The sequence below is a fragment of the Streptomyces sp. rh34 genome (assembly GCF_002551245.1).
Taxonomy (GTDB): Bacteria; Actinomycetota; Actinomycetes; order Streptomycetales; family Streptomycetaceae; genus Streptomyces.
On record NZ_NTGZ01000347.1, the window covers coordinates 1 to 6,610 of the forward strand.

A 6,610-nucleotide genomic window follows, 5' to 3' on the forward strand; every position below is an offset into this window, starting at 1 on the left:
TCAGAGATGTGTATAAGAGACAGATCCAACACCTCGGGCGGCAGCTCCGGTTCGCCGTCCGGGCGGGCCGGTCCCGCGGGGGCGAAGCCGGGGCCCGGGGCGTCCGTGGCCGGCCCGAGCCGGCCTGCGGCGAGGTCGCGCACGATACGCAGGAGCAGGTCGGCCAGGGGGACGCCCTCCGAGGGCGCGGTTCCCGTACCGGCGTGCGCCGCGATCCGGCAGAAAGCCGCCACGGGGGCGTCCACGTCCACACGGGCGCGCAGAACGGCCAGTTCCCGTTCGTCGGGGGCTCCGAGGTCGGCCTCGATGTCGCGCGGGAGGTCCTGGGGGTCGAGGCGGGCGAGGAGGTCCTGCCGCTGCCCGGGTTCGCGGGTGAGGTGCCACAGGAGCGCCAGCGCCCGGTCGCGTACGGGGCGCAGTTCGGGTGCGACCGGGAGGCGTGGTGGACCGTCCGTGGCCGTGGACGGTCCGTCCGCCGGGACGCCGACGCCGAACGCGCGGGCCAGCGCCGATCGCGTACGGTCCCCGCCGATGGCCTCCAGGGCGTCCAGGGCGGCGGACGGGGCCGTGGGAAGCAGGGCCAGCACCGCTTCCTCGGCGGCCGGCGGTCGCAGGACGCGGATCGCGGCGAGGAACGGGCGCGGGGCGCGAACGGCCGGGAGGAGCCGGGCGACGGCCTCGCCGATGGGGACGTCGGCGGCTCCCTGCCGCGACAGGGCGATGAGCAGCTCCAGGCGGCGTGGCCAGTCCGGGGCGGTCGGCGGGGCGTCGGTGAGGGCGTCGAACAACGGGCGACGGGAGGTGTAGAGGACCGTCGCGACGGCCTCCGCCGCCAGCGTGTGATCGGCCAGGGCCAGGGCGAGGATGGGGCCGACGTCCGGGTCCGCCGGGAAATGGCCGCGCCGGTGCAGCGCGCGCAGACAGGCCAGCACAGGTCCGGCGAGCAGGAGGGGGTCCGTTGCGGCCAGGGCCACCAGGCGGCCGACGTCGGTGCGTTCCGCCCGTTCGCCCAGGAGTTCCACGGCCTGCCCGCGCAGGGCCGGAGCCCCGGCCGGATCCTCCGCCGTGCTCCACAGCACCGTGTGGTGACCGTGCCGGGCCGCGGCTGGGAGAGCGGCGGCCGCGAGCGCGGCCGACGACCCGTCGCGGTGGGCGGACCGGCCGTCCAGGGCCCTCGCCGGACGGGTCAGCGGTGACGCGTCCACGGGGGTGACCGCCGCCCAGGGCTCGGCGAGTTCGCGCAGCGCATCGGTCACGACGTCGGGGTCGGGCGAGTCGAGCAGCCGCACCAGCCGGCCGCGTACGAAGGCCGGTGCGAGCAGCCCGGCGTACAGCCCGTCGCGGGCCAGCCGCAGCGCCTCGGTCCCCAGGACCGGATCCCCGGTGTCGATGAGTTCGGCCACGAGCCGGTCGGGTCGGTGCGCCCCGGCCGCGTCGCTCTCGCGCGCGGCCCGGTAGAGGAGTTCGCCCGCCGGTTCCGTACGAAGGACCGTCGGGTCGCCGAGGAGTTCCGCCCGCAGCCAGGCGATCCGCACCCGGGCGGGCAGCGCGGCCGCACGCCAGTCGGGCAGCCGGTGCCCCGGCTTCCGCGCCCCGAGCCGGGCGTGGAGGCCCGCGAGCAGGAGGGACTCCTCGGGCGACGCCCCGGGGGAATCGGGCAACAGGCGGGCCACCGGGGCACGATGACCGGGCCCGCTCTCTCCCTCTCCCCTGGCGTCCGGGGTGTCCGCGCGTTCGGCGAGGAGGGTGAGGCCGAGGTGCCGGATCCGGGGCGCGGGGTGCCGGACCATCCGGCCGAGGAGTTCCGGCGGACAGGTGCGGGCGTCGAGGCGCCGGGCGAGGAGAGCGGCGTCGGCGCGGTCGAGGGCGTCGATGATCGTTTCGTCCGGCGGAGTGGTCACCGACGGAGCGTAGACGGCGGGGTCACTCGGCCGCCCGAGGTTTTCCGAGGCCTGGTACCGCCCCGGCCCGTCCTGATCGATGATGTTGCCCTGGGCCGCCGCCCCGGCAGGAGCAACGGCCGCTGGGACGAAGGGGTTGTGATGCGGGAACTGCCACCGGACCCGACGACGACGGACGCACAGGAGGCTCCCCGTACAGGAGCGCCGCGGGAATCCCGTACGGAAGATGCGCGGGAGGCGTCCCGTACGGGAGAGGACGCCCAGGTGATCGTGGTGGGGGCGGGGCCGGCCGGCTCCTCGGCCGCGTATCACCTGGCGCGGGCCGGAGTGGACGTGATCCTGCTGGAGAAGGCCCGCTTCCCCCGGGAGAAGGTGTGCGGCGACGGTCTCACCCCGCGCGCGGTGCACCAGCTCATCCGGATGGGCGTCGACATCACCGCACCGGGCTGGACCCGTTCGCGCGGTATGCGCTGGGTGGCCGGGGAGCACCGCGTGCATATCGACTGGCCCGCGCTGGGCCGCTATCCGGACTTCGGGCTCTCCCGCAGCCGGCACGACTTCGACGACATCCTGGCCCGGCACGCCGTGTCGGCCGGGGCCCGGCTGTACAGCGGCTGGAAGGCGGAGCGCCCGCTGACGGACCGGGCGGGCCGGGTCACGGGGGTCGCCGCGTCCTCGGATTCCCCGGACGTCCCGGAGCCCGTCGACTTCCGCGCGCCCGTCGTCATCGCCGCCGACGGGGCGTCGGCCCGCCTCGCCCTGACACTGGGTCTGGAGCGGGACCCCCGGCGGCAGATCGCGACGGCCGCCCGGCGCTACTACCGCAGTCCCGAACGCTCCCGGGAGGAGTACCTGGAGCTGTGGGCCGACCTCCGCTACCCGGACGGGGGCCCGTACCTTCCCGGCTACGGCTGGATCTTCCCGATGGGCGACGGCCGGGTCAACGTCGGGCTCGGGGCGCTTCCCCACCGGCGGCACGGCAAGGCGGACCTGCGCGCCACCCTGGACCAGTGGCTGGCCCGGACCCCGGAGGACTGGGGGCTGCGCGAGGAGAACGCGCAGGGCCCGGTCCGCAGCGCCGCCCTGCCGCTCGGTTTCAACCGCCATCCGCTGTACGCACGCGGGCTGCTGCTGGTCGGCGACTCCGGCGGGATGGTCAGCCCCTGGAACGGCGAGGGCATCGCCCAGGCGATGGAGGCGGGCGAGGTCGCCGCCGGCACCGCGGCCCTCGCACTGGCCCACCCCCAGGGGCCCCGGCGCGAACAGGTGCTCCGCGGCTACCCGGTGGAGATGAACCGCCGCTGGGGCCGCTACTACCGGCTGGGCAACACCGCCGCCGACCTGATCTTCAGCCGCTCGGGCTTCCAGCCGGTGCTCAACCGGTACGTCATGGGATCGCCGTTCCTCCTCAACACGCTGGCCCGACTGCTCACGGACCTGACGGACAAGCCCTCGCGCGATGTGATCGACCACGTCCTCAACACGGCGGTCCGCCTCGTCCCCGCCCCGAGGCCGGGCCCGCGCGGCGGCGGCCGCCAAAAGCGCTGAAGGGCAGGGGGCGCGGACAGACGCTCTACAGGCCTGTAGATTACGGTCTGCCGGCCCGTCAGGGATCCGGATGGCTCCGCGCCCACTCCGCCCAGAAGAAAGCAGCAACCATGTTCGGGATCGGCGAGCTCACTCTCCTTCTCCTCGTGATCGTGGCGGTGCTGGCCGTGAAGAGGCTGCCCGACCTCATGCGGTCGGCCGGAAAGGCCGCGCGCATCCTCAAGAGCGAGAAGCAGGCGCTCAAGGACGAGGACAGCGGCCGGCCCCAGCCGTCTCCCCGCGTCATCCGCGGGGAGACGACCGAGCGGGACCCTCTCTAGAGGGTGTGCTCGGGGGGCGTCGGCGGGTGCAGCAGCCGGGCGAGCAGGTCGTCCAGGCTGACCAGCCCGGTGAGCCCGCCCTCCCGGTCGCGTACGACGGCGATCGTGGCCCGCCGCTCACGCAACTGCTCCACCGCGTGCGCCGCGGTCGCGTCCGGGGCCAGTTCCGGGACGGGACGGGCCAGGTCGCGGGCGAGGACGTCCCGGCCTCCGGCGCGGGCCACGAGGGCGTCCCGGGCGTGCACCGATCCGAGGATCTCCTCCCCGTCGCGTACCAGCAGGCGGGTGCGGTCGGCCTCGGCGGCGGTGGCCAGGATCCGGTCGAGTCCGGCGTCCGCCGGGACCGTCGCGATCCGCTCCACGGGGGTCCGGAGCACGGAGACCGGGGTCCCCGGCTCGGTCAGGGACCTGGTCATCAGTCCGGAGTCGCCCTTGCTGATCAGCCCGAGACGCTCGGACTCCTCGATCAGGTGGGTGAGCTGGTCGCGGTTGTGCACCGAGGCGAGTTCGTCGCGCGGGGTGACCCGGCACAGCCGCACGAGGGTGTTGCTGACCGCGTTCAGCACCCGGATCAGCGGGCGTACGGCGCCCACCACGGCGCGGAAGGCGGGGCTCAGCAGCATCGCGGAGCGCTCCGGGTGGGCGATGGCCCAGGATTTCGGGGCCATTTCACCGACCACCATGTGCAGGAAGACAACGACGATCATCGCCAGTGCGAAGGCGATGCCGTAACTGAGGGCCGCGGGCAGTCCGAGCCGTTCCAGCAGCGGGTCCAGCTCGTGGGAGATCGCGGGCTTGGACACGGAGCCCAGGCCCAGGGTGCAGATGGTGATGCCGAGCTGGGCTCCCGCGAGCATCAGCGACAGCTCGCGCATCCCGTCGAGCGCGGCCTTGGCCCCGCGCTGCCCCCGGGCGGCGGCCTGTTCCATGCGGTGTCGCTTGGAGGCGACCAGGGCGAATTCGGCGGCGACGAAGAACCCGCTGCCGATCAGGAGCAGGACCGTCACGAAGAGCGCCATGGGGAAGCTCATGCCTGCGGCTCCTGTTCGGTGGGTCCGGTGGGTTCGGCACGTTCCGTGGGTTCGATGCGGACGTACTCGGCGACGTGCCGGTCGAGGGTGCGCACCTCGATCCGGACCGCACCGACGGTGAGCCGGTCGCCCACGGTGGGAAAGCGTCCGAGCCTGTCGATGATCAGCCCGGCCAGAGTGTCGTAGTCGTCGCTCTCCTGGGGCAGTGCGACGCCGGTGGCCTCCTCGATCTCGTCGAGGCGGCGGCCCGCGTCCACGATCCAGCCGGAACCGTCGGCGACCGCGAGTTCGACGACGGTGTCGGACTCGTCGGCGATGTCCCCGACGAGTTCCTCGGCGATGTCCTCGTACGTGACGATCCCGGCCAGGCCGCCGTGCTCGTCGAGGACGACGGCGAACTCGTCGTCGCGCTCGCGCATCTGCGCGACCGCCGCCGGGAGCCTGAGGAGCTCCGGCAGCAGGAGGGGGCGGCGGGCCAGGGAGCCCACGGTGGTGCGCCCGACCTCGGCCGCGGGCAGCCGCATCAGCTCCCGTACGCCGAGGACTCCGGCGGGGTCGTCCGGGTGGTCGCCGAGCACCGGGTAGTTCGAGTGTCCGTGCCGGGCGATCAGCTCGACCGCCTCGGCGGCGAGGGCGTCCCGGCGGACGAACGCCACGTCGGCGCGCGGGATCATCACCTCGCCCAGGTTCCGCTCGGAGAACTCCAGCGCGTGGTCCATGAGTTCGGCCGTGGCGGCCGGGAGCTCACCCTGTTCGTGGGATTCGCCGATGAGGTGGCCCAGCTCCTCCAGGGTCGCGCCGTGGTGGAGCTCCTCGACCGGTTCGATGCCGATGCGGCGCAGCAGCCGGTTGGCGACGCCGTCGAAGACGTGGACCACGGGGCCGACGATCCGCAGGTAGATCAGGGTGGAGGAGGCGAGGGACTTCGCCATGCTCTCGGGCACGGCCAGGGCGAGGTTCTTGGGGGCGAGTTCGCCGAGGACCATCTGGATGACGGTCGCCACCACGAACGACAGCGCCACGGAGATGCCCGAGACGAGTCCGTCGGAGAGGCCCGTGCCGCTCAGGGCGGGCCGCAGCAGGGCGGAGACGGACGGTTCCGCGAGGAAGCCGACGACGAGTCCGGTGACGGTGATGCCGAGCTGCGCGCCGGACAGCATGAAGGAGAGCCGCTCCAGCACCTTCACGGCGCGGGCGGCCCGCTTGTCCCCGGCCGCGGCCTCCCGGCCGAGGGTCAGCCGGTCGGCGGAGACGTACGCGAACTCCTGGGCCACGAAGTAGCCGGTCCCGGCGGTGAGGACGAACACGGCCAGCAGGCCGAGCAGGGCGGAGGTCATCGTTCACCCGCCCCGCACGGGAGGCGGCGGGCGGCCCTGACCGGGGCCGCGGGTCGGTGGCTGTGGGGGTCGGGCCCCGAGGGGCCCGGACTGGCGGACAACGCGTGGCTCCTGTCCGGCTGGGTTCTCCAGCCATGGGTTCGAGTGGGACGCACTCCGGCGGGAGGTGAGCACCCGGGCATGATTCTGCATGCCGGGCGGGTGAAGAACCGCCGTCGACGGGGCCCGCGTTCCGCGGCTGATGAACTCTACAACCCTGTAGCGACGGGCGTCGGGCCGGTCTTCGCGGCTCCGGACAGGGCCTAGAGCGGCGTCGCAGCCTCCAGGACCAGAAACAGCGCGACGGCCGCGTTCAGCGCGGACAGCGCGGAGACGGTCGTCCCGGCCGCGGCGACGAGCGCGGCGATACCGGCCGGAGTGAGGGCGGGGGGCCAGCCCCGGTCCGGCGGTACCGGACCGAGGAGCGCCGCGAC

Annotated in this window: 4 protein-coding genes and 1 pseudogene; 2 read left to right on the forward strand and 3 right to left on the reverse strand. The window is 74.1% G+C overall.

Going from position 1 to position 6,610, the window contains the following annotated elements; translation table 11 throughout:
• Positions 1-1,901 (reverse strand): annotated as a pseudogene (locus tag CR470_RS34750) (HEAT repeat domain-containing protein); the annotation flags it as partial.
• A gap of 141 nt (positions 1,902-2,042) precedes the next feature.
• Here CR470_RS34750 and CR470_RS34755 point away from each other — a divergent pair.
• Together CR470_RS34755 and CR470_RS34760 are read left to right on the forward strand one after the other, a co-directional pair.
• On the forward strand, positions 2,043-3,449 hold the full coding sequence (locus tag CR470_RS34755) for a geranylgeranyl reductase family protein (protein WP_257139019.1): 1,407 nt from the start codon (positions 2,043-2,045) through the stop codon (positions 3,447-3,449).
• A gap of 110 nt (positions 3,450-3,559) precedes the next feature.
• Positions 3,560-3,769 (forward strand): twin-arginine translocase TatA/TatE family subunit, encoded by a 210-nt coding sequence (locus tag CR470_RS34760; RefSeq protein WP_097871427.1) that lies wholly within the window; start codon positions 3,560-3,562, stop codon positions 3,767-3,769.
• On the opposite strand, the gene CR470_RS34765 is transcribed toward CR470_RS34760, so the two are convergent.
• Positions 3,766-4,800 carry a hemolysin family protein gene (locus tag CR470_RS34765; RefSeq protein ID WP_097871429.1) on the reverse strand — a complete coding sequence of 345 codons (1,035 nt, stop codon included), beginning with the start codon at positions 4,798-4,800 and terminating at the stop codon, positions 3,766-3,768. The two genes, CR470_RS34760 and CR470_RS34765, sit on opposite strands and share 4 nt — an antisense overlap.
• Positions 4,797-6,137, reverse strand: a complete 1,341-nt coding sequence (locus CR470_RS34770; RefSeq protein WP_097871431.1) for a hemolysin family protein — start codon at positions 6,135-6,137, stop codon at positions 4,797-4,799. Before CR470_RS34770 ends, CR470_RS34765 begins: the two co-directional genes overlap by 4 nt.
• Positions 6,138-6,610: the final 473 nt, after the last annotated feature.